General features: G+C 39.3%; 23 protein-coding genes. 16 read left to right on the top strand and 7 right to left on the bottom strand.

Going from position 1 to position 21728, the window contains the following annotated elements; translation table 11 throughout:
- Positions 1 to 8 precede the first annotated feature (8 nt).
- On the top strand, positions 9 to 731 hold the full coding sequence (locus BK583_RS06370; RefSeq protein WP_055736199.1) for an SDR family NAD(P)-dependent oxidoreductase: 723 nt from the start codon (positions 9 to 11) through the stop codon (positions 729 to 731).
- 45 nt (positions 732 to 776) lie between these two features.
- Here the strand turns inward: BK583_RS06370 and purU are convergent, their stop codons facing one another.
- A complete protein-coding gene (gene purU / locus BK583_RS06375) occupies positions 777 to 1640 on the bottom strand; it encodes a formyltetrahydrofolate deformylase (RefSeq protein WP_095150532.1) in 864 nt (287 codons plus the stop codon).
- Positions 1641 to 2005: 365 nt separating this feature from the next.
- Here purU and BK583_RS06380 point away from each other — a divergent pair, with 365 nt between their 5' ends.
- Positions 2006 to 2800, top strand: coding sequence for a phosphotransferase family protein (locus BK583_RS06380; protein ID WP_055736200.1), 795 nt, complete (start codon positions 2006 to 2008; stop codon positions 2798 to 2800).
- Positions 2801 to 2847: 47 nt separating this feature from the next.
- Here BK583_RS06380 and BK583_RS06385 read toward each other — a convergent pair whose 3' ends face one another.
- Entirely contained in the window at positions 2848 to 3084 is a 237-nt protein-coding gene (locus BK583_RS06385) for a YtzH-like family protein (protein WP_055736201.1), read from the bottom strand.
- A gap of 74 nt (positions 3085 to 3158) precedes the next feature.
- On the opposite strand from BK583_RS06385, the gene trmB reads away from it, so the two are divergent.
- A complete protein-coding gene (trmB, locus tag BK583_RS06390) occupies positions 3159 to 3794 on the top strand; it encodes a tRNA (guanosine(46)-N7)-methyltransferase TrmB (RefSeq protein ID WP_055736202.1) in 636 nt (211 codons plus the stop codon).
- A 35-nt stretch (positions 3795 to 3829) separates the two neighbouring features.
- Here the strand turns inward: trmB and BK583_RS06395 are convergent, their stop codons facing one another.
- Entirely contained in the window at positions 3830 to 4132 is a 303-nt protein-coding gene (locus BK583_RS06395; protein ID WP_055736203.1) for a hypothetical protein, read from the bottom strand.
- Between the two features lie 247 nt (positions 4133 to 4379).
- On the opposite strand from BK583_RS06395, the gene BK583_RS06400 reads away from it, so the two are divergent.
- The gene (locus BK583_RS06400; protein WP_038482030.1) at positions 4380 to 5453 is read left to right on the top strand and encodes a M42 family metallopeptidase; all 1074 of its coding nucleotides are present in this window, start codon (positions 4380 to 4382) and stop codon (positions 5451 to 5453) included.
- On the top strand, positions 5450 to 5944 hold the full coding sequence (locus BK583_RS06405; protein ID WP_236702393.1) for a DUF84 family protein: 495 nt from the start codon (positions 5450 to 5452) through the stop codon (positions 5942 to 5944). The genes BK583_RS06400 and BK583_RS06405 overlap by 4 nt, the downstream gene beginning before the upstream one ends.
- Before the next feature lie 41 nt (positions 5945 to 5985).
- On the opposite strand, the gene BK583_RS06410 is transcribed toward BK583_RS06405, so the two are convergent.
- Positions 5986 to 6432: a YtoQ family protein gene (locus tag BK583_RS06410; protein WP_038482026.1), complete on the bottom strand. Its 447-nt coding sequence runs from the start codon at positions 6430 to 6432 to the stop codon at positions 5986 to 5988.
- Positions 6433 to 6571: 139 nt separating this feature from the next.
- Here BK583_RS06410 and BK583_RS06415 point away from each other — a divergent pair, with 139 nt between their 5' ends.
- The 10 genes from BK583_RS06415 to ccpA all read left to right on the top strand — a co-directional run bounded on the left by BK583_RS06415 (position 6572) and on the right by ccpA (position 17276).
- Complete coding sequence (locus tag BK583_RS06415; RefSeq protein WP_055736204.1) at positions 6572 to 7588, top strand: PTS sugar transporter subunit IIC; 1017 nt, start codon at positions 6572 to 6574, stop codon at positions 7586 to 7588.
- Positions 7589 to 7597: 9 nt separating this feature from the next.
- Positions 7598 to 7924, top strand: coding sequence for a thioredoxin family protein (locus tag BK583_RS06420; protein WP_038482021.1), 327 nt, complete (start codon positions 7598 to 7600; stop codon positions 7922 to 7924).
- A gap of 75 nt (positions 7925 to 7999) precedes the next feature.
- A complete protein-coding gene (locus tag BK583_RS06425) occupies positions 8000 to 8800 on the top strand; it encodes a DUF1444 domain-containing protein (RefSeq protein WP_038482018.1) in 801 nt (266 codons plus the stop codon).
- A 64-nt stretch (positions 8801 to 8864) separates the two neighbouring features.
- Positions 8865 to 9467 (top strand): YtpR family tRNA-binding protein, encoded by a 603-nt coding sequence (gene ytpR / locus BK583_RS06430; RefSeq protein ID WP_038482015.1) that lies wholly within the window; start codon positions 8865 to 8867, stop codon positions 9465 to 9467.
- A gap of 61 nt (positions 9468 to 9528) precedes the next feature.
- Positions 9529 to 12126 carry a DNA translocase FtsK gene (locus tag BK583_RS21265; protein ID WP_078440072.1) on the top strand — a complete coding sequence of 866 codons (2598 nt, stop codon included), beginning with the start codon at positions 9529 to 9531 and terminating at the stop codon, positions 12124 to 12126.
- A 169-nt stretch (positions 12127 to 12295) separates the two neighbouring features.
- A complete protein-coding gene (gene murC, locus BK583_RS06440) occupies positions 12296 to 13603 on the top strand; it encodes a UDP-N-acetylmuramate--L-alanine ligase (RefSeq protein ID WP_055736206.1) in 1308 nt (435 codons plus the stop codon).
- Positions 13604 to 13806: 203 nt separating this feature from the next.
- Positions 13807 to 14253: a DUF948 domain-containing protein gene (locus BK583_RS06445; protein ID WP_035393898.1), complete on the top strand. Its 447-nt coding sequence runs from the start codon at positions 13807 to 13809 to the stop codon at positions 14251 to 14253.
- 1 nt (position 14254) lies between these two features.
- The gene (locus BK583_RS06450) at positions 14255 to 14698 is read left to right on the top strand and encodes a YtxH domain-containing protein (RefSeq protein WP_038482005.1); all 444 of its coding nucleotides are present in this window, start codon (positions 14255 to 14257) and stop codon (positions 14696 to 14698) included.
- A 154-nt stretch (positions 14699 to 14852) separates the two neighbouring features.
- On the top strand, positions 14853 to 15950 hold the full coding sequence (locus tag BK583_RS06455; RefSeq protein ID WP_055736207.1) for a bifunctional 3-deoxy-7-phosphoheptulonate synthase/chorismate mutase: 1098 nt from the start codon (positions 14853 to 14855) through the stop codon (positions 15948 to 15950).
- Positions 15951 to 16277: 327 nt separating this feature from the next.
- Positions 16278 to 17276 (top strand): catabolite control protein A, encoded by a 999-nt coding sequence (gene ccpA, locus BK583_RS06460; protein ID WP_038481999.1) that lies wholly within the window; start codon positions 16278 to 16280, stop codon positions 17274 to 17276.
- Positions 17277 to 17302: 26 nt separating this feature from the next.
- Here ccpA and BK583_RS06465 read toward each other — a convergent pair whose 3' ends face one another.
- Genes BK583_RS06465 through BK583_RS06475 form a run of 3 tightly spaced genes read right to left on the bottom strand, consistent with a single transcriptional unit; the run spans position 17303 to position 19799 of the window.
- Positions 17303 to 18469: an acetoin utilization protein AcuC gene (locus tag BK583_RS06465; protein WP_055736208.1), complete on the bottom strand. Its 1167-nt coding sequence runs from the start codon at positions 18467 to 18469 to the stop codon at positions 17303 to 17305.
- Positions 18466 to 19119, bottom strand: a complete 654-nt coding sequence (locus BK583_RS06470; protein ID WP_055736209.1) for an acetoin utilization AcuB family protein — start codon at positions 19117 to 19119, stop codon at positions 18466 to 18468. The genes BK583_RS06465 and BK583_RS06470 overlap by 4 nt, the downstream gene beginning before the upstream one ends.
- A gap of 47 nt (positions 19120 to 19166) precedes the next feature.
- Entirely contained in the window at positions 19167 to 19799 is a 633-nt protein-coding gene (locus BK583_RS06475) for a GNAT family N-acetyltransferase (protein WP_055736210.1), read from the bottom strand.
- 186 nt (positions 19800 to 19985) lie between these two features.
- Here BK583_RS06475 and acsA point away from each other — a divergent pair, with 186 nt between their 5' ends.
- Positions 19986 to 21695: an acetate--CoA ligase gene (gene acsA, locus BK583_RS06480; RefSeq protein ID WP_038481987.1), complete on the top strand. Its 1710-nt coding sequence runs from the start codon at positions 19986 to 19988 to the stop codon at positions 21693 to 21695.
- Positions 21696 to 21728 lie beyond the last annotated feature (33 nt).

The following is a 21728-nucleotide window of genomic DNA, read 5'->3' on the forward strand; positions in this document are numbered from 1 at the left end:
GATGAAGTATGGATAAGCGATTAATGGTTATTTCAGGTGGTGTAAATGGCATTGGGAAGGAAATAGCAAAAGCATTTGCCCACAATCGTTACATCGTCATCACGATGGACAAAGAAAAACAAGATTGGGAACATGACCAAGTCCATGCAATACAAGTAGATGTAACGGATCATGAGCAACTTCAATCAGCTATAGACGGTATTCATCAACAGTATGGTTCGCCATCTGTTCTCATTAACAATGCAGGTGTGTCTACCTTTAAACCTTTTTTTGACCTTACTCTCGATGACTGGAACCACGTGCTAAAGACTAACCTAACAAGCGCATTTTTGCTTTCCCAAGGTTTTGCTAAAACGATGAAACAAAGAAAAGAGTCCTGCTCCATCATAAACATATCGTCGACTAGGGCTTTTATGTCTGAGGCTAATTCAGAAGCCTATGCAGCATCTAAAGGTGGAATAACTGCCTTAACCCATGCCATGGCAATGTCCCTTCAAGATACTCAGATAACGGTCAATGCCATTGCGCCAGGTTGGATTCACACAGGAGATATCAAGCAATTAAGAGATATTGACCATACTCAACACCCTTCAAACCGCGTAGGTACACCGAGAGATATTGCGGAAGCCTGTTTATTTCTAGCCCACCCAAATAATAATTTTATAAATGGAGAAACACTTACCATTGATGGTGGTATGACTAGAAAAATGATCTATGCACATGATGAATAGCAGAAAAAGAGCTTATCGCCAGGAAGGCGGTAAGCTCTTTATTCATTAGAAAACAATCGTCTTGTTTTGATGAACGATGCAGCGGTCATCTAAATGCCACTGAACGGCTCTTGCAAGTGCAATGCGTTCAATGTTTCGACCGACGATTTTTAAATCTTTAGCTGAGTGGCGATGATCAACGCGCATAACATCTTGCTCAATAATCGGCCCTTCGTCTAAATCGTCTGTTACATAATGAGCGGTAGCACCAATAAGCTTAACACCACGTTCAAATGCTTTTACGTAAGGGTTAGCCCCAATAAAGGCTGGTAAGAAAGAGTGGTGGATATTAATAATTCTCTCTGGAAATTGAGAAACAAAAGATGACGATAAAATTTGCATGTAACGAGCGAGAACCACAAGTTCAATCTGATGATCCTTTAACAGTTGAATAGCTTGTTCTTCTGCTTCTTTTCTGTTTTCTTTTGTGGCAGGGATATGGTAAAACGGGATGCCATACGATTCCACTTCTTCTTGAGCGTCTTTGTGGTTGCTAATAACAAGTGGTATATCTGCATACAACTCACCTGCTTTCCATTTCCATAAAATTTCTGATAAGCAATGATTTTCTTTAGAAACGAAAATAGCCATTTGTTTTTTTCGATTCGCTTTTTCTATTTTATATGTGAAAGCATATTCTTGAGCAATTTGTTTTAACGCCTCTTGTATGGATTGAAAGTTTGCTTTTGATTCTTCCCATTCAAATTCAACTCTCATAAAAAATCGCCCGTGTTCTGGATCTGTTGAATACTGATCCGATTGAACGATATTTGCATGGTGATGGAATAATAAAGTCGAAATAGCTGATACAATACCTGGCTTATCTTGACATGTAACAAGTAAAATAGCTCGATTTTCCTGATGATGCACGATTTGTTCCTCCGTTCTAAAGGCCTTCTTAACAAGTATGTCGTTTTATAACTCCCCTATTGAAGCAAACTTATTCAACTGCTGTCAATCTAAAAGGGTATTTTTATCTGCGAAGTCGACTGTTTTTTTGAAATCTCACATTGACGATCGTTATACCTTTTTGGTACCATAAGACCTATCTATTAAATGCAAGTATGCATGATGCCGCTTCAATTGTAACCATTTTTATAGCTTACATGATTAATGGCAGAGACTTTGCTGTGCTCTGCTTTTTTAATGGTTTTTTTTCCAGTCTTATTTAAGGTATACTAAACGAAGGCAGTAAGGAAGCGGAAGAAAAGAAAAGGAAATTGAGGGTGAACCTGGTGGAATTGTTTTTAGGAGAAGGCTGGGATATCTTACCCGCTGGAGGCGCAACTGGTGAAGCATATGTTGCTAGACAAGGCGACTATCAATTATTCATAAAGCGAAATTCATCTCCTTTTCTTGCGGTTCTTTCTGCTGAAGGAATTGTCCCGAAATTATTGTGGACAAAGAGGTTGGAGAGCGGTGATGTGATTACCGCACAGCGTTGGATTCAAGGAAGAGAACTAAAAGCAAAGGAAATGAGGCATGCTCGTACGGCTAAATTGTTAGCCAATATTCATGAGTCTGCAGACTTGCTTGATATGTTTACGCGTATGGGGAATAAACCATTGATCCCGTCAGTTATGATTGAGAATATGCACCTACAAGTATCGCTTTATTGTCTTCAAAATGAAGTCGTTGATAGAGGGTTAAGCGAATTAGAAAGGCTTCTTGGGCAACTTGATGATACAAAATATGCTGTTTGTCATGGCGATATAAACCATAATAATTGGATGCGTGATGAACATGACAACTTATATTTAATTGATTGGGACGGTGCTACAGTTGCCGATCCGGCCCTTGATTTAGGGTTATTGCTTTATACGTATATCCCAGAGGAAGAGTGGGAGATTTGGCTCCATTCCTATGGAGAAGAGCTAACAGATTCGTTACGGTTACGAATGTATTGGTATATGATCGCACATTCGATATCAGAATTACTATGGCATCATAGTCGACATAATGAAGAACAAGTACGTAGCTATGAAAAGAATTTGTCTTATTTAATCGATAGCTCATCTGTTAAAAGATGAGCTATTTGTTTGAGAGAAATTGGCTTATTTCCTAGGAAATAAGCCAATTATAATTGTTCTATCCACATATTCACTGCTTGTGCATCTAGCGTATCTGTATGGTTTGCACTTGAAATTTGCGAAATAGTATCAGAAATACGCGAATCCAGTGTTGTTTCATCTGCAAGATTAGACAAGAGTTGCGTAAGCTGCTCACGTTCATTTCGAGTCAGAAAATGTTCAGATTGGTGGCTTCGTAATAGATCTTTTATTAATGAAAGTTTATCGTTCGTTGATAAAGGCATACGATCCCTCCTTTTTATAGCGTGAGTAAAAAAATGAAAATTATACATGTATTAACGAAAAGGAGTTAGTTGCAATGCGTTTAAGACATAAGCCCTGGGCAAGGGAAGAATTAAGCAAGCGTCCGGCTATTGTAGTTCAAGATCCTACGACTCAAAAAGGAAATTGGAACGATCTGTTTAACAACGACAACCCGATCTACGTTGAAGTAGGGACTGGGAAAGGTCAGTTTCTAACAAAAATGGGGATGGCTCACCCTGGCATTAATTTCATTGGTGTTGAACGCTACGAAAGTGTACTACTAACAGCAATGGAAAATGTAGAACAAGCAGGGCTAATGAATGTGAAGCTATTAAGTGAAGATGTTGGTGATATAGAGGAATTTTTTGGTGAAAGTGAAGTGGAACGAGTATTTATAAACTTTACAGATCCTTGGCCGAAAACTCGCCACGCTAAAAGGCGTTTAACGCATCCTTATTATTTAGAGAAGTATCGCCGTATGTTAACAAATAATGGAGAAATTCATTTTAAAACTGATAATCAAGGCTTATTCGAGTATTCACTTCATAGCATGTCCAGCTATGGTATGGCATTCAAAAATGTAAGTCTTGATTTGCATAAAAGCAACATAGAAGGCAATATGATGACAGAGTATGAAGAGAAATTCTCAGCAAAAGGCGATCGCATATACCGTTTAGAAGCAACCTATTAAAAAAACAAGCCTACATAGGCTTGTTTTTTTATTTATTAAATTTGATCGAGCTTTAAAAGTACGCCACTTTCTACATCTGCAACAAATTCATATTGTACTGGGCCGTCCACGGTTGAGCTTGTAAGCCCACCGCGATAGACTTGATAGGTTAAGCCAAGATGTTCGACGGTTTCAGATTGCATATGAATCCAAGATCCATTGATGATATATTCTTGCTTCACAACCGCTTTCACTTTTTTAAGAACTTGTTCAGGCTTTAATTCTGTTGTTTGACAAGCTTTTGAAGCAAGCACACCAATTAACACACCTACACCAATGCCGATCGAAAAACGTTTCAAATAGAACCTCTCCTTGTATAAAAAGTAAATGGGAACCAATTGCACAGGAATAGTAGACAAGTATTGCTATCCCCTTAAACTAGAAATTAAAAACCATCTCTTATGTACGCAACATTACGATACCACATTTTTTGTAAGAAAAGTAACTTTTCTTTCATAAGCCTTTATAAGGAATAAAATCATTTGCTAGCTTATCAATATGAAGTTTTGTAAAATAGTAAAGATACTAGCTTGTAGGAGGTTCAAAATGAACGATAAAACAAAACAAATGTTTAAAACACTAACGGAGCTTGTAGGTCCTCCAGGTTTTGAACACGATGTAAGGGCATACGTGAAACAAGAATTATTAAAGCATACCGACGAAATTGTCCAAGATAAATTAGGCAGTATTTTTGGTGTATTAAGAGGGAATTCAGCTGGTCCAAAGGTAATGGTGGCAGGTCATATGGATGAAGTTGGATTTTTAGTGACATCGATAAATGAAAAGGGCTTAATTAAATTTCAAACATTAGGCGGTTGGTGGTCACAAGTTCTTCTTGCCCAACGAGTGCAGATTATCACAGACAAAGGACCAATTGTCGGTGTTATAGGGTCAACACCACCTCATCTTCTTCAAGATGCACAGCGCTCAAAGCCAATGCCAATTGAAGAAATGTATATTGATATTGGTGCTGACGATCGAGAAGATTGCTTGGCTTTAGGAATAAAACCAGGACAACCGATTGCGCTAGAGTGCCCGTTTACGCCAATGGCAAACCCGAAGAAAATCATGGCAAAAGCGTGGGATAACCGTTATGGTGTTGGCCTTGCAATTGAATTATTAGAAGAATTAAAAGGGGAATCTCTTCCAAATACGTTATTCTCAGGAGCGACAGTTCAAGAGGAAGTTGGGCTTAGAGGCGCAGCAACAGCAGCACATTTAATTGAACCTGATTTAAGCTATGTGCTTGATGCTAGTCCTGCCAACGATGCTACTGGTGGAAAAGACGCATTTGGTCAGTTAGGAAAAGGTGCGCTTGTTCGAATTCACGATCGTACAATGATTACTCATAAAGGAATGCGTGATTTTGTTTTAGATACAGCGGAATCCAATAACATTCCTTACCAATACTTTATTTCTCCAGGTGGAACAGATGCTGGCCGCATCCATACATCAGGTGATGGAGTACCGTCGGCTGTGATTGGGGTTTGCGCACGTTATATTCACACTTCTTCATCCATCTTACATGTTGATGACTACGCTGCAGCAAAAGAGCTACTGGTCAAACTTGTTCGCTCAACAGATCAATCAACATACGAAAGCTTAACGTCATACGAATGATTACGTTAGCAATAGGTACAAAAAACCCAGCAAAAGTTTTTGCAGTAAAAGAAACGTTGCTTAAGGAACCGATTAAAATGGAAACGGTCTCTGCACCATCAGGTGTTTCAGACCAGCCATTTTCAAATAATGAAACAAAGTTAGGGGCGTTAAATCGAGCACAATATGCGAGAGAGAAGATTGACGCTGATGTTGGAATTGGTCTAGAGGGCGGCGTTTATTTACATGAAGGTTTTTACTACTTATGTAATTGGGGAGTCATGGTGACCAAAGATGGACAAGTATACGCTGCATCTGGTTTAAGTCTTCCTTTACCGAGGGAATATACGACTGGACTTGAAGCTGGGAAAGAACTGTCACATATCATAGGAAATGATATCGGCAAAAAAGATGGTGCAGTTGGCCTATTAACAAATGGGCGTATAACACGCAAACAAATGTTTGCTCATATTGTAGAGAGTTGTTATGGAATGTATCAATTCAATCAGTAAAAAAGCAATCGCTTTAAGCGATTGCTTTTTTATAATAAAGGTTATTCTTCTGCAAACACATAAGCTAAGATGTCAATAGCTTGCTCAGGCGTTTCAACAACGACTTGAGCTTTATTTGCTAACTCTTTTAAAGCATGGTGTAATTTTTCGGGACGAATTAAGATAACAGGAATACCGGCTTCTATTGCTCTTGAAGCATCCATAGCCGTGTTCCATTGCTTATACTCTTCTCCAAATAAAGCGATAACTACGTCTGATTTCTTCATCAGTAGTTGGGTTCTTAAGTTATTAATGGAAGAAGCAGCTTCGTCCGTCAACATGTTCGAAGGCTGTTTTCCTAAAATCATTTCGCCAATCTTATCACTTTTGTCATGATTTTCCATTGGCCCTTTAAACTGTAACGGCAAGTTTTGCTTGGTTGCTAAATCCTTTATTTCTTTACGCCAATTAGAATGGATTTCTCCAGCTAAATAAACAGTCAGTTCCATATAGATGCTCCTTTTTACTTATTTCTCTATAGTAATGGATATCCTAAAAAAAGAAAATAAAACCTTTTTGAATGTCTTGTCACATGAAAAGACATGTCGTATTCTAAATAGGGTAAGAATAACTTCTGGAGTGTGAGCGATGCGAGCGTTTTTAACTAAAAAAGGTGTAAATCCTTCTCTTCGTACCTATTTTATAAAAGCGATGGGGCAAATGACGTTTGGTTTATTTGCGACATTAATTATTGGCATTATGATTCGAACGATTGGAGAACAGCTTCAGCTTGAGCACGTAATTGAGCTCGGTCAATTTACAATGGACTTGTATGGTGCGGCTATAGGTGCTGCCGTGGCTTTAGCATTAGGAGCACCAAACTTTGTTGTGCTTGCGACAGTCGTTTGTGGCGCTGCTGGTGCATTATTTGGAGGACCTGCTGGTAGTTTTCTAGCTGCGGTTGTAGGTGCTGAAATAGGAAAGCTGGTTGCAGGTGAAACAAAAATAGACATCCTTGTTACTCCTATTGTAACAATTGTTAGTGGCTATACAGTAGCATTCCTACTTGGTGCGCCAATACAATTTGTGATGCTTTCTATAGGAGAAGCAATCACGTGGGCAACAACTCAATCTCCTTTTGTGATGAGTGGCATTGTTGCTGTGTTAATGGGGTTGGCACTGACGGCACCGATATCCAGTGCGGCTATAGCAATTATGCTAGATTTAACGGGAATGACTGCTGCGGCTGCCGCAATCGGTTGTGCAGGTCAAATGGTCGGATTTGCAGTAGCAAGCTACCGTGATAATCGTGTAAGCGGGTTATTTTCTATCGGAATTGGGACATCGATGCTCCTTATTCCTCATATTATAAAAAATCCAAAGATACTTATCCCACCTACTGTGGCAAGCTTTGTAGCTGCACCAATCGGGACAATTGGATTTGGTTTAGTAAACAATGCTGCAGGAGCAGGAATGGGAACGAGTGGTCTAGTTGGACCAATTATGACTTTTACAGAAATGGGGTTTAGCTGGTTGCTTTTCGCCCAAGTTGTAGTATGCTATGTAGTGATACCAGCTATTGTTGCTCTTCTTCTATCCGAGTGGATGAGAACAAAAGGCTGGATAAACGTAAATGACATGAATATCATGCAAAAAGAAAAATGAGGTGCTAAAATGGAACATGTAGCAAGTGTGGAGGAATTTAATAAAATTAAAGAAACGGAAACAGCTGTCTTTTTATTTTCTGCTGACTGGTGTCCAGACTGCCGAGTAATTGAACCATTTTTACCGCGATTAGAAGTAGATTATCCGACATTTACTTTTTATTACGTTGATCGAGATCAATTGTTAGATGTATGCATTGCTCATGATATCTTTGGTATTCCAAGCTTTCTTGCTTTTTCAGAAGGAAAAGAGGTAGCACGATTTGTTTCAAAAGATCGTAAAACAGAAGAAGAAATTCAAACATTCTTAACAGAAGCGGAAACAAAAGTCGGCTAGGAAGGTGAAACCACCTCCTAGCTTTTTCGTTTGACCACATTCATGTTAAACTTAGAAAGAGAAGGAGGGTTAACATTGAATCTTCAAACCTTTAGGAAACAGATTGAAAACAAACTGCAACGAGATGGCTGGACCATCCGTTATGATCATAAAGAAAGCACGTTACGAGTTGAGGATCCGTCTATTAATAAAGGTGTGACATTAGCGCTTAAACCATTATTAGCAAGGTGGGAGCGAAAAGAATATGATGCGATTGATGAAGCCATTCGTCATGTACGAGTTGGTTTAGAATCAATGAAAGAAAAAATCTCGCTTGAAGGGAAAGAGAAACAAATTTTCCCAGTTATTCGTGCGGCGTCATTCCCAGAAGAAACGAAAGACGGTAAAAAATTAATTTTTGATGAGCACACGGCAGAGACAAGAATTTATTATGCACTTGACTTAGGTGAAACGTACACTTTACTTGACGAACAGCTCCTAGCTAATAGTCCAATAAGCATAAAAGAATTAAAAGAAATTGCGCTGTTTAACGTGCGGTCACTTGATTGCCCATTAAAAAAGGATGAGGTAGCTGGAAATACGTTTTACTTTGTGAGTGCGAACGATGGTTATGATGCCAGTAGAGTGCTTGATCAATCATTCATTGAAAAAATGGAACAACAGGTACAAGGGGAACTTGCTATGGCAATTCCACACCAAGATTCTTTAATTATTGCAGACATTCAAAATCATACTGGCTACGATGTGTTAGGACAAATGGCCTTGCAATTTTTTAGGACAGGTCGCATTCCAGTAACGGCATTGCCTTTCGCTGTCGAAAATGGCGAACTTGAGCCTGTGTTTATTTTGGCACAAAAAAAGCCTAAAGACCGATAGTACATCCGAACAGGATTCAGTATACTAGAAACGCTACACATAATTGTAGCAAGAGGAGAAGAAGATGAACGCTTTTTATAACAAAAAAGGAATTGGCGATGTTTTATTACTTGTGAAAGAGCAAGTAGGCATCGACGATCGATTCGTTGAGCAACATGGTGATTTTGTACAAATTAGTAAACGTGAATCTGGGGAAGTAGTAGGAATAAATGTGTTAAATGCTTCAAATTACGGAACGATTGATGGTGAAGGTGCGATTGACTTAACAGAAGAGCTTCAAACTCTTCTTAAAAAGGCGGCAAAGGAAAATGGTCAAGTGATTAAACTTGATTTAGAGCAGAAGCCTTTATTTGTTGTAGGCTATATCGATGCCTGTGAACAACATACGAACGCCGACAAGTTATCTGTGTGTCGTGTAAATATTGGAGACGAAACCGTGCAAATCGTATGTGGTGCTCCAAACGTAAAAGCAGGTCAAAAAGTTGTTGTTGCAAAAGTTGGTGCAGTTATGCCGAGTGGGATGGTCATTAAAGAGGCAAAATTGCGAGGAGAAGAGTCTTACGGTATGATTTGCTCCGCAAAAGAGTTAGGCCTACAAGATGCCCCTTCAGAAAAAGGCATACTTGTTTTACCTGAGGATAAAGTTGTAGGTTCTGCATTTCTATAATTGTAAATGGGGGGCTGGCTTTCTTACGACTGCCAGCTCTTTGACATCAGGTGGTGAAAAGATGAGTATTTGGAATAAGTGGGCACGTTTTTTTAAAGGGGACGACGAGGAAAGAGACTCGGAACTAGAAAAACCCCTCATCCATGACGAACGTAATGAACAAATGCGTAGCAAGAACACTAAAGAAGAAGAATTAGAAGAAGCGCGGATGACGTTTTATTATGGGTATGCCCATCACAATGATAAAGGTACGAAAGAAGCAGTTAATAAAAATGAGCAAAGTAGTGGAAAGCACTCAAAAAAGAGTTTGAATAACCGTGTGACGAATGTAGGGAATTCAACTTTCTTTCAAGGCAATTTTAAACCGACAGCTACGCCATCTCCTATACATGGACTACCTAAAGATCCGATACGAGATAATAGTGATTACAATTGGTTATTACGTACTACGCGACAGTCGCAACAGACATTTATGGAGCGTATAAATGAAAAGGATCATCATCTTAGTCAAGAGAGTGACCAAGAAGATGTTCATCAGTCTCTTCAGCCGAAAGTAGATGCCGAGCATGCGGAACATTTTGAAGATGTTGCGATAGTGAGAAAGACGTCAGAGCAGTTGGCTGAGAAAGAAGGTTTAAAGGCTGAAAAGCAGACTACATACGGTTCAGATGACAAGAAAGAATCAACACGTTTTCATACAACGGATCAAACTGTTTTGCCTATACTGAAATCGAGCAGAACGGTTGTGTCAAAAGAGATAGCGTCTAAGCGAGCTGAAGCTGTGGAACAAGAAGACACAGAATCGAAACAAGCTGATGCAGAAATCGCTGTTCAAGAAAAGGAAGAGCTAAAACAAGTTGAAGCTGTGGAACAAGAAGACACAGAATCGAAACAAGCTGATGCAGAAATCGTTGTTCAAGAAAAGGAAGAGCCAAAACAAGTTGAAGCTGTGGAACAAGAAGACACAGAATCGAAACAAGCTGACACGGAAATCGCTGTTCAAGAAAAGGAAGAGCTAAAACAAGTTGAAGCTGTGGAACAAGAAGGTATCTCAAACCAAGCTGTGGAACAAGATGAAGGAGAGCAAAGGCAAGCAACTAATCAATTGGTTGTATCAGAACACCAGCAGCAGCGACATGTGAAACAGGCACCTTCTCAGGGGAGCGACGCGAAAGAGCATCGAAAAGAAATCCCATTTAATGTGTTAATGTTACCTTCAGATCGCAGGAAGAAAAAAGAGTATCAAGAGCAAAAAAGAACGAGTGCTTATGAACCGCCACCGCTCAAACTGCTTTTATATCCGGAGCGAACGACAGATGATGATGGTGCTTGGCTCGATGAACAAGCTACTTTACTAGAGGAAACCCTTCAAAGTTTTCATGTAGATGCAAAAGTGGTCAATCGTACTAAAGGTCCAGCTGTGACTCGCTTTGAAATTCAACCTGCACGAGGCGTAAAAGTAAATAAAATTACAAATCTAACAGATGACATCAAGTTGTCACTTGCTGCTAAAGATATACGAATTGAAGCACCAATTCCTGGTAAGAACGCTATCGGCATTGAAGTGCCTAATCGAACTTCAAACCCGGTTATGTTAAGGGAAATTTTGCGAAGAGATGTATTTCGAAACCCAACTTCTCCCTTAACTGCAGCATTAGGTCTTGATATATCTGGTAACCCTGTTGTGACAGATCTTAATAAAATGCCTCATGGGCTTGTGGCAGGAGCTACTGGTTCGGGAAAAAGTGTATGTATAAACTCAATTTTGATTAGCCTATTGTATAAAGCTTCTCCAGAAGAATTAAAGCTTCTTTTAGTTGATCCGAAAATGGTTGAACTGGCTCCATATCACGATATACCCCATCTGCTTGCACCTGTCATTACAGATCCGAAGCAAGCTACAGCGTCATTAAAATGGGTTGTTCAAGAAATGGAAAGACGGTACGAGCTCTTTAGTCAAATGCGGGTTCGGGACATCGAGAAGTACAACGAACGTTATGACAAGCTTCCATATATCCTTGTTGTAATCGATGAGCTAGCTGACCTTATGATGGTATCACCTCAAGATGTCGAAGATGCAATATGCCGTATTGCTCAAAAGGCGAGGGCATGTGGAATTCATTTGCTTTTAGCTACGCAAAGACCTTCAGTTGATGTTATAACAGGACTCATCAAGGCGAACATTCCTACTCGAATTGCGTTTTCTGTCTCGTCTCAAACCGATTCAAGAACCATTTTAGATATGGGGGGCGCTGAACGTTTACTTGGCAGAGGAGATATGCTGTTTCATGAAAATGGTGCTTCCAAACCTGTACGAGTTCAAGGTACATTCGTTTCCGACGATGAAATTGAAGCCGTCATTGAGTATGTGAAAAAGCAAGGAACACCTAACTATGCATTTGAGAGTGAGACGATTGAAAAGGTGTTTGAGCAAACGGAACAGGCTGATGAACTGTTTGAAGATGCTTGCTACTTTGTTGTCGAGCAAGGTTCTGCTTCAGCTTCGAGTATTCAGCGTCGTTTTCGTGTAGGCTATAACCGAGCAGCAAGGCTTATCGATATGATGGAACAAAGAGGGGTTATATCAGGTGCTATGGGTAGTAAGCCAAGAACGGTACTTGCAACAGAGGATCAGTTAAAGGAATCAGATTTAGCTTGAACTTGAGAAATATACAAAATTTATATATGATATGTATTGGAAAGCGATGGATTAGTATGATTGATCGGACCTTTTAACGGTTACGGCATATACTAACCATTATTAGCGGAAATTTAGTGATTGGATCTGCACCTAGAGAAACCTAGGGCTTAGATTGGAGGCTTTATCATTGACAACATACCATTTTACCGGAATTAAAGGCTCTGGTATGAGTGCTTTGGCACAAATATTAGATGATATGGAAGAAGACGTTCAAGGATCGGACATTACAGAAACGATTTTCACCCAGAAACCATTAGAACAAAAAGGGATTCCTTTACTCCCTTTTTCAGCAGAGAATATTAAAGAACAACAGCACGTCATTATGTCAGCAGCCTATGGGGAGACACATGAAGAAATTATTCGTGCTCGTGAGTTAGGTTTAAAAGTAGATGTATATCCACAGTTTTTAGGAACATTTATTTCGCAATTCACTAGTGTAGCCATTACAGGCTCTCATGGTAAAACATCGACTACTGGTTTACTTGCTCACGTATTAGGCTCAATAAAACCTACCTCTTATTTGATAGGTGACGGAACTGGGAAAGGTACGAGTAACTCTGACTATTTCGTTTTTGAAGCATGTGAATATCGTCGTCATTTTCTAAATTACTCTCCTGATTACTGCATTATGACGAATATTGACTTTGATCACCCAGATTATTTTTCAAGTGTAGCAGACGTAATTAATGCCTTTCAGGAAATGGCAAGTCAAGTAAAGAAAGCAATCATTGCTTGTGGTGATGATGAACATTTACAAGAACTCAAAGCCAATGTACCTATATTGTATTATGGGCTAAATGAAGACAATGATTTTCAGGCAAGAGAGATTAAAAGCACAGATGAAGGCACTGTATTCGATGTTTATATTCGTGGTGACCTATACGGCACGTTCTTAATTCCTGGTTTTGGCGACCATAATGTGAAGAACGCGCTAGCAATTATTGCGCTATGTCATTATGAAGGTCTTCAGTATGAGGATGTAACCAAGCACTTGAAAACATTTGCAGGTGTAAAAAGAAGGTTTAGTGAGAAAGTATTCGGCTCGCAAGTATTGATTGACGACTATGCTCATCATCCAACTGAAATTGCTGCAACGATTGAAGCAACAAAGAAAAAATATAAAAATCGAAAAGTAACAGCGATTTTTCAACCGCACACCTTTACACGTACTAAAGCTTTTTTGCAAGAATTTGCTGATGCTCTTAGCCAAGCGGATACGGTGTATTTGTGTGATATTTTTGGCTCAGCAAGAGAAGACCAAGGTTCCCTTACGATAGAGCAGTTGCAACAGCTCATTAATGGAAGTCACCTTATGAATGAAGGGGATATTGACGGTTTGCAAGCTCATGAGCATGAAGTACTTTTATTCATGGGAGCCGGGGATATACAAAAATATCAAAAAGCGTATGAGATTAGTCAGAAAAAGAGCGGCTAATGCATAGTTTCTGTCTATTGAGGGTATAAAGAGGTAACCGAGAATATTGGTTACCTTTTTTGCTTTGTTTTTTAACCAATTCATCATGCAAGTAAGAAGGAATTTAACTGAAGGTGTCGAATTACTTTTTCCAACCCCTAATTTGAATCTTTTGTTTTAAGATAGTAAAATTGGGTAAAGAACAAGAGGAGGGGGTATGCTAATTGGAAGCTTTGCTATACATAAGTGTATTCATTATTGCGATAGCAATTGCACTTTTTGTTATTTACGTAATCATAACGCTGAAATCGACAACGAAGACATTAGAACAAACTTCAGCAACGATTAAATCACTTGAAGTGCAGATGAAAGGTATTACAACCGAGTCAGAACAGCTTTTAAAGAAAACAAACGCTTTAGCCGATGATGTTCAACGCAAGTCTGATTCACTTCAAGTACTATTCGACTCATCGAAAGACTTAGGAGAATCATTAAAGTCAGTTAACCAATCGGTTAGACAAGTAACAACGAAAGTGAACGCAGAAACTAGTCGAAATGCTGAAACAGTTTCTCAAGCCATTCAATGGGGTCAGGCTGTTTTAGATTTCTATACAAAGTTTAAGCAACGCAAACAACAATTAGAACAAAAACATTCTAGGGAGGAACTTTAAAATGGGTGACATGAATACAAAAGACTTTTTAATTGGTACATTAGTAGGTGGAATTGTAGGAGCAACTACAGCACTTTTTCTAGCGCCGAAGTCAGGAAAAGAACTTCGCAGCGATATTAGTGAGCAAGCGTATAACGCAAAAGAAAGAACAGCGCAGCTAACAAGCGATGTGTATGAAAAAGGAAATGAGTGGGCTGACATTGCTAAAGAGAAATCATCGAATTTAGCAAAAGCGGTAACAGATCAGTCACAGCAAGTAGTAGATAAAGTGAAAGATTTAAGTGCTACAGCAAAAGAAGAAGCGGAAAACCAAGTAGAAGAGGCTAAGAGTTTAGCGAAAGATTTAAAAGAAGATGCTGAAGAAGCTGGTAAAAACATTTCCGAAACTGTTAAAAGTGAAGTAAAAGATGCTGAAAAGAAAGCAAAGCAAGCGGCAAAAAAATAATGAACGATGAGTGGGTAAAGCCCACTCTTTTTATCGTTTATTTACTTTAGTGCATAAAAGCGTTTAAGTAATAAAGAAAAAAGTCGTGACTTTTTGCAATGTCTTCGTTATAATAAACAGAATAAAACAAAGAACATTGGAGAGGTGGAGAGAAATGAGTCACGATCAGCTAGACGAACTAAGAGATCAGTTAGATAAGGTGAATTTAGATTTACTTGAACAAATTAACAAGCGGGCTCGTCTTGTTAAAGAAATTGGTGAAGTAAAAAGACAGCAGGGCATTGCTCGATTTGATCCAGTACGTGAAAGAAAAATGCTCGATCATATTGCAGAGCACAATAGCGGTCCATTTGAAACAGGAACCCTTCAACATTTATTTAAGCAAATTTTTAAAGCAAGCTTAGAGCTTCAAGAAGAAGATAATAGTAAAGCACTTCTCGTTTCTCGAAAAAGGCACCCTGAAAATACAACCGTTAATGTAAAGGGTGAAACAATCGGTGATGGCAAACAACGTTTTGTTTTTGGCCCATGTGCAGTAGAAAGTTATGAGCAAGTATTAGCTGTTGCAAAAGAAATGAAAAAACATGGCCAGCGTCTATTAAGAGGCGGTGCCTTTAAACCAAGAACATCACCTTATGATTTCCAAGGGCTTGGTTTAGAAGGGCTGAAAATTTTAAAGCGTGTTGCTGATGAGCTTGATATGGCCGTTGTCAGTGAAATTGTTACACCAAAAGATATTGAACTAGCATTGGATTACGTAGATGTGATTCAAATTGGAGCACGCAACATGCAAAACTTTGAGCTCTTAAAAACAGCGGGTTCTGTTAAAAAACCAGTCTTATTAAAACGTGGACTATCGGCGACGATAGAAGAATTTATTCATGCAGCAGAATACGTGGTGTCGAAAGGAAACGACCAATTGATGCTATGTGAAAGAGGTATTCGAACGTATGAAAAAGCAACAAGAAATACGCTTGATATCTCTGCCGTTCCAATTTTAAAACAAGAAACTCATTTGCCTGTAATGGTTGATGTTACCCATTCAACAGGAAGAAAAGACCTATTGCTTCCTACTGCAAAAGCAGCACTTGCTATTGGCGCAGACGCGGTAATGGCTGAAGTGCACCCAGACCCAGCTGTTGCGTTATCTGATTCTGCTCAACAAATGAACTTTGATGAGTTTAATACATTTATGACTGCGTTAGAATCATCAGGTTTAATTAAACAAGCAGTGACTCTGACTCAATCTTAATCATGGTCGAAAGAAAAAAGCGCATTTGCGCTTTTTTCTTTTTTTGTTCTTTTTACTTCGTTCCACTTATTTAAATCGTTTGTTTAAAGTTTACTAAAAACGGGCACATTAGTAATGATAGCGCTTCAACTGTTTTCCATAAAAAAGAAAACTGTTTTTCATTTATGAAAATGTTTGTGATAATGAGCTTTTTTATTGCACTAAATCTTTGTATATCGTATTCTTAAAAGAAATAAGTTTGAAAAACAGAGTTTAATGAACTTAATAATACACATTTGAGAAATCATAAAAAGGAGGATAACTGCTGAAGTTTAGCAGGTAAAACATATGAATACAACCATTTATGATGTAGCAAGAGAAGCAGGCGTGTCTATGGCAACCGTATCAAGGGTTGTTAACGGAAATCCAAATGTAAAACCAACAACAAGAAAGAAAGTTCTCGAGGCAATCGAACGTTTAGGCTATCGACCTAATGCTGTAGCACGAGGATTAGCAAGTAAACGTACAACAACAGTTGGTGTGATCATTCCAGATATTTCAAGTATTTTCTTTTCAGAACTAGCACGTGGTATTGAAGATATCGCCACGATGTACAAATATAATATTATTTTATGTAACTCTGATCAAAATAAAGATAAAGAAATTCATCTTATCAACACATTACTTGAGAAGCAAGTGGATGGTATTGTGTTTATGGGTGGAGAGATTACAGATGAACATGCAGAACAATTTAAACGGTCACCAGTACCGGTTGTGTTAGCTGCAACGTTAGACAGCGAGAAGTCATTCCCATCTGTTAATATTGACTACACGAAAGCGGCAGAAGACGTTATTCAATTTTTAATTGATAAAGGTCATGAGCGCATCGGTATGTTAAGTGGATCACTGGAAGATCCAATTAACGGCTACCAAAAATTTGCTGGCTATCGAAATGCGCTAGAGAAGAATAAGATTGAATTTGATGAGGATTTAATTGTTATTGGTGATTACTCATACGATTCAGGCATTGAAGCAATGGATTCTTTTGTAGAACTTGAGAAAAAGCCTACAGCCATTTTTGCTTCAAATGACGAAATGGCACTCGGAGTTATTCATGGTATTCAAGATAAAGGGTTGCACGTTCCTGAAGATTATGAAGTAGTTGGATTTGATAACACACGTTTAGCGACAATGGTTCGCCCTACACTATCAACGGTTGTTCAGCCTTTGTATGATATAGGGGCTGTATCCATGCGTCTGTTAACGAAATTGATGAACAAAGAAGAAGTTTCAGAGTCAACTGTTACATTACCTCATCGTATTGAAAGCAGAGATTCAACAAAATAAAGAAAAAAATGATTGGCTGGAGCCAATCATTTTTTTTCTTGTTCACGTCGAATATGATAAAGAGCTTTATCAACAGTAAGTCGGTTTTTTTCGGTAATTTCGGTTTTACGTGGGATAACCGGAAATGATGGGTCTGACCAAGTAGAAGGAAGGATTTCCGCTGCTTCTTTTTGCCACTGCTGTAACCAAGATGCTGGTATACGTTCTTTAGCCAGGTGAAGCTGATCAGTCATTGCTAGCCAAATGTAAGACCAAGCTCTCGGAACCACGCGCCACTTGTCATAGCCACCCCCGCCAATTGCTACCCAGCGACCATCACAATATTCATGTGCCAACTCATGCACAATGGTTGGAATTTCACGAAATGATTGAATAGAGAGGTGGAGGTGAGACAATGGATCATAATAATGCGCATCTGCTCCATTTTGCGTTAAGATGATATCCGGACGAAAAAATGTTACGGCCTCTTTTAGTGCTTTGCGGTAAGCATAAAGAAAGGAGTCATCTTCTGTGAAAGCATCTAGCGGAATATTAATGGAATAACCGTAGCCTTCTCCAGACCCTTTCTCTGTCACATGCCCTGTTCCTGGAAATAAATAACGCCCAGTCTCGTGAATACTTAGTGTACAGACATCAGAGTCTTCATAAAAAGCCCATTGAACACCATCTCCATGATGGGCGTCTGTATCAACATATAGTACGCGAGCGCCGTATTTACGCCGCATATATTCAATGGCAATAGAAGAATCATTGTAGACACAAAAACCAGATGCTCGTCCTCTAAAGCCGTGATGTAAGCCTCCTCCAAGATGGAATGCATGCTCGTATCCATCTCGTAATACTGCGTCACAGGCAGCAATCGTCCCTCCGACTAAATAAGAAGATGCTTCATGCATATGAGGAAATACAGGCGTGTCTTCGGTTCCTAATCCAAATGTTTGAGCTTTAACTGTATCAAGTGATCCTTTTCCGCCTTCTTTAACAGCTTCAATAAAGTTAGGATCATGAATATAGGCTAACTGCTCATCAGTTGCCCGCTCTGGTGAAATGATGTCTACGCCTTTTAAAGCACCTATTGACTCAAGTAAAGAGTGGGTCAGTTGAAGCCTAAGAGGATGAAATGGATGTGTATCACTAAACTTGTATGGATACGCATCTGCCCCATAAATAAAAGCAGAACGCTCTTTCGTCATGAACGTTCACCTCCAATGGATGGGAGGGATGGTCCGTATACGTCATAGCCACTGTCGGCAAGCTTCTGAATAACTTTTCTTGGATCAATCGTTTGAACACGAAAAGAAAGCATATGGTAGTTTGCTTTTTGACTTGGGTACGCCACAGCACTAACAATGTTCACACCAACATCTTTGAAAATCGTTGCCACATCTGCAAGCATTCCAGGATAATTTTGCACACATACTTCAATTACAGACGTTGGGCGGTCTGCACCAAGGAGTGCTGTCAAGCTGGACAGAATATTTGACTCTGAAATAATTCCTACCAAGCGTTCATTAGCGGTTATTGGTAAGCAGCCAATCCGATGTTGATAGAATATCTTAGCTGTTTCTTGTACATCGTCGTCTTCATGTGCTGTTAAAACAGGAGATGCCATTATAGATGAAATCGGTTTCAAAAAAAGGTCTTTTTCATTTAATGGCATAAGGATAGAGGGTCTACTATCGCGTATATCTCGATCAGATACGATACCGACGAGTTTCTCATCCTCGTATACAATGGGAATATGACGAATGGATTTCTGCTCCATTAAATCAATAGCGTCTTGTATTGAATCGGTTGGAGAAAGTGTATAAACGTTTGTACGCATAATAAGTTGTAGTTTCATTTGTTTTTACCCTGCTTACTAAGCAAAGCGTAACCTCCTCTCGTTCGTTAATACATAAAGCGGTTAACAAAACGAAGCTGATCAAACTGTTCCATAGATGCTTGATCAATATTCGCACCAATACGTGCCATTAAACAATTAGCAGGGTGTGAACTAATTTCTGGATCATCTGTAGCAAACCAAATGAGTCCGCCTGCATTCATCATTTTTTCCATTACTTTGCGATATTCCCAAACATCGAGACCGCTTCCTTTTAAATCCCAGTGCCAATAGTACTCTGTTGTTATAATAATATAGTTTTCCATTGCAGGGTCTTTCATTGATAACTGGAGCAACTGTTTACCTAAACCATTTGCGCGATATTCAGGTGCAATTTCAATCGCACCAAGTTCAATTAGGTTTTCCATTTTCCCTTCTGACCAGCGCTCAAGTGGGTCAGGATAAACGAAGGTGACGTAACCGACAATTTTCTGATCGTCACGAATGACATTGATTCTTCCTTCGGGAAGTTCAGCTATTTCGATTAGCGCTTTTTTTTGCGCTTCAGCAGGGCGGAAAGAAACGAGTGCTTCATGATAGTCTAATGCTTCAATTTCATTTGGTTGTAATGGGCCTTCTAAATAAAGCGTTTTCGACTGAAAAGAGAAAGGTTCTCTAACAAACTTTTTTGGATGGTCCATAGCTTCACCTCAATTAAACATTCTTCAAACCTAGTATACTACAGATCAAGTCTAACGTCTTTTCATATCATTAAAGGACAAGAAATTGACGAGCACTTCTGAAAGTTATTAAGATGAATCAATTGAAATCGAGACGTTTCTTGTATATAATAAACTCAATTAGAGAAGGAGAGGTGTGAAGCTATTATGAAAGCGCTTCCTGTTGTTACTGGACAATATAACTTAAAAAATTACGAAGAAGCAAAAGAACAATTTAATTGGGATCAAGTAAAACAAGCATTCTCTTGGAATGAAACAGGAAAAATGAATATAGCCTATGAAGCCATTGATCGCCACGTTGAAAACGGGAAAGCGGATCAAATCGCGCTTTACTATAGTGACGCACGTCGAGATGAACGCTATACATTTAAAGAGTTAAAAGCCTATTCTAATAAAGCTGCAAATGTATTGAAAGAAGCGGGTGTAGAAAAAGGAGACCGTGTATTTATCTTTATGCCAAGATCTCCTGAGCTTTATTTTGCGCTTCTTGGTGCAGTCAAATTAGGTGCGATTGTAGGACCACTATTTGAAGCGTTTATGGAGGGAGCTGTTAAGGATCGCCTTGAAGACAGTGGCGCTAAAGTACTTGTAACAACGCCTACATTACTAGAGCGTGTGCCGTTTAACGATTTACCGCAGCTTGAAACGGTTCTTGTTGAGGATAAAAATTATGAAGATAACGGCGCGTTTCTTCAATTCAATAAACGGTTAGACGAAGCTTCTGATGAATTAGAAGTAGAATGGGTGGATAAAGAAGACGGACTTATTCTTCATTACACATCTGGTTCAACAGGAAAACCAAAAGGTGTTTTACATGTTCATGAAGCAATGGTTCAACATTATCATACAGCTAAGATCGTTCTTGACTTAAAGGATGATGATATTTATTGGTGTACAGCGGACCCAGGTTGGGTAACAGGTACATCCTACGGAATTTTTGGTCCTTGGCTTGCTGGAGTCACGAATGTCGTTCGCGGCGGACGTTTTTCTCCTGATGATTGGTATGAGACGATTCAACGTTATCATGTAACCGTTTGGTATAGTGCACCTACTGCATTTAGAATGCTTATGAGTGCAGGGGATGAACTTGTGAAGAAATACGATCTTTCTTCATTACGCCATGTACTAAGTGTTGGCGAGCCTCTCAATCCAGAGGTTGTCCGTTGGGGGAAAAATGTCTTCGATCTTCGTATCCACGATACATGGTGGATGACAGAAACAGGCGCTCAAATGATTTGCAACTATCCAGCAATGGAAATTCGTCCAGGTTCAATGGGGAAACCTATTCCAGGTGTTTATGCGGCCATTGTTGATGATCGAGGAAATGAACTACCTCCAAACCGAATGGGGAATTTAGCCATTAAAGCCGGCTGGCCATCCATGATGCGCTCAATTTGGAATAACGAACCAAAGTTTAAGAGTTATTTTGAAGTAGCAGGTTGGTACATTTCTGGAGATTCCGCTTATATGGATGAAGATGGTTATTTCTGGTTCCAAGGAAGAATTGACGATGTCATTATGACAGCAGGTGAACGTGTTGGTCCATTTGAAGTTGAAAGCAAACTTGTGGAACATCCAGCAGTTGCTGAAGCGGGAGTAATTGGTAAACCAGACCCTGTCCGTGGTGAGATCATTAAAGCATTCATCGCATTGCGTGATGGTTATGAAGTAACTGATGATTTAAAAGAAGAGATTCGTCAGTTTGTGAAAAATGGTCTAGCCGCCCATGCGGCACCGAGGGAAATGGAGTTCCGTTCTTCTTTACCTAAGACGCGCAGTGGTAAAATTATGCGTCGTGTTTTAAAAGCATGGGAACTTGATTTACCAACTGGTGATCTATCGACAATGGAAGATTAATCAAAAAACCATCCAACTAGTTGGATGGTTTTT

It is taken from the genome of Shouchella oshimensis (assembly GCF_002019765.1).
GTDB lineage: Bacteria > Bacillota > Bacilli > Bacillales > Bacillaceae_D > Shouchella > Shouchella oshimensis.